At 55.7% G+C, this 1,796-nt stretch carries 2 protein-coding genes and 1 pseudogene; 2 read left to right on the forward strand and 1 reads right to left on the reverse strand.

All coding sequences use genetic code 11. From position 1 onward, the window contains the following. Positions 1-122, reverse strand: a pseudogene (locus DNK49_RS22900) (transposase domain-containing protein); the annotation flags it as partial. A 201-nt stretch (positions 123-323) separates the two neighbouring features. Between DNK49_RS22900 and DNK49_RS22905 the strand changes: the two are divergent. Next, positions 324-860, forward strand: coding sequence for a M23 family metallopeptidase (locus DNK49_RS22905; RefSeq protein WP_110530377.1), 537 nt, complete (start codon positions 324-326; stop codon positions 858-860). 2 nt (positions 861-862) lie between these two features. Then, the gene (locus tag DNK49_RS22910) at positions 863-1,444 is read left to right on the forward strand and encodes a hypothetical protein (RefSeq protein ID WP_133255161.1); all 582 of its coding nucleotides are present in this window, start codon (positions 863-865) and stop codon (positions 1,442-1,444) included. Positions 1,445-1,796: the final 352 nt, after the last annotated feature.

Genomic DNA, 1,796 nt, shown 5'->3' on the forward strand with positions numbered 1-1,796 from the left:
GAGCGCAGCGGGTTATCAGCGAAGAGTTGCTTCCACAGTCGCGGCGTGAGTTCGTGGACACGGCTGGCTGGATGCTGACTGACTCGTTGCAACACATCGACCAGATAGTCGTAGGGATCGATCTGGTCGTCATCGGGTCTGAGTTCCACCAGTTAGGGTATCGAAATCCACTATCGGCGAGTCGCCGTGATCAATCGAGGGTTCGGCTCTGGATGTGCGCCGCAATTCACATGGGATATGACATTTAATGGTTTCTCTTTGTTCGCTTCATCGTGGGGGAGTACAATCAGGACTTCACTTACCTATAAGGCATTGGAGGTTGCATGACGGATTTTGCGTGGCCGTTGCAGAGCAACAGGATTCGACGCGATATGCTCAACCACACCTTTGGCATGGTCCGCAATGGTGGGTCACGACCGCATCAGGGGTGGGATTTGACGGCTGCACCAATGACTTCGTGCTATGCCATCGCCGACGGCGAGATCGCGTTCACCAATGATCAGGGTGACTACGGGAAGGTGGTGGTGCTGAAGTTCGATACCAGTCGCGAAACGCTCTGGGCAGCTTATTGTCACCTCACATTCTGGGTGGTAAAGGAAAGGGATCGAGTAAGCAGAGGGGACCTGTTGGGTTACACCGGCAATTCCGGCAACGCCAGAAGCATGATTGGAGAGGATCAGCATCTGCACTTCGAAATTCGGACCGTGGACAGACCGGGACGAGGCCTGACCGGCCGAATCGACCCCAAGGATCTCTATGGTCATGTGCCGATTGGCTGGGCCATTTTTGAGGCCGTTGGCGACAAGACCGCACCGCGGGGCGTAGGCCTGAAGGTCCGTGGGGTCAACGTCAGGGGCTGATATTGAAGAAATCTGCATTGGGGCTTTTGCTGCTGGCTGCGTGTGCAGTGACCACAAATGCTCAGGCATGGTCGAAATCGGCCGAGGAGGAGGCGCAGGCCTTGATCGGCACGGAATACGTATATTTGATGCCGAGAATGCGAATCGTGCCCGGACTATCGTGTACCCACGAAGGCGGCGAAAGAGTCCGGCGGGATCATCATGAGGTCTCGGACGACCACTCCATTGTCTTTGCCAACTGCCAAGGACACTACGTGGTGCTGTTGACTGAGATCGTGGGCCGGGTTGATAGCAGCAACAAACTACGAGTTCTCGATGCTGTCGCGCTACCCCCCACATCCTACGAGTCCCTCGACATCAGCGAAGATCCACTGCAATTCGAGTATGACGGCTATTGCACGCTCGACGGCTACACCGGCACGTCGATGATCGTCACGCTGCGCTACGGTGGTCGCACCGAACCGGGTGAGGAGATCGACTGGCAGAGCGGCCTCGCGCAGGCCTGGGGCTACGACCTGGATGCCTTGAAGATCGTGCCGATCGATCTGAAGCGGGTTGTCTGCTACGTGCCTGATGAACCTTGAGCGGTGTTGTTGCGAGCTGCTCACATCAAGATAATAATACATCAGGGTAATAATAGGGGACAGACCAGAATGGCACTAAGTTAAGCCCTCGTAGCACGTTTGGCGCAACATGCCATTGGCGTATAGTGAGATAATATGGCATGACAAATGCCACGCTCTTTCTGCCCGGTTTTCACCTTGCCACCCTGCGTCGGAGACCGCGTTCGGCGGCCCGGCGACTGGCCGCCCGAGTTCGACACTTTTCGCGTGACATCGCCATGAACTGGGCATCAAGTGCTTACAGAACAAGCATTTAGCGTTTTGCTGGCAGAGGTCGTGTAGGGACACTATTTTTCACTCAGACCATTGACGG

It is taken from the genome of Parazoarcus communis SWub3 = DSM 12120 (assembly GCF_003226565.1).
Lineage (GTDB): Bacteria > Pseudomonadota > Gammaproteobacteria > Burkholderiales > Rhodocyclaceae > Parazoarcus > Parazoarcus communis.

Excerpts from the sequence above, each read along its gene's own strand:
- DNK49_RS22905 (WP_110530377.1), top strand. The coding sequence starts at position 324 with ATGACGGATTTTGCGTGGCCGTTGCAGAGCAACAGGATTCGACGCGAT.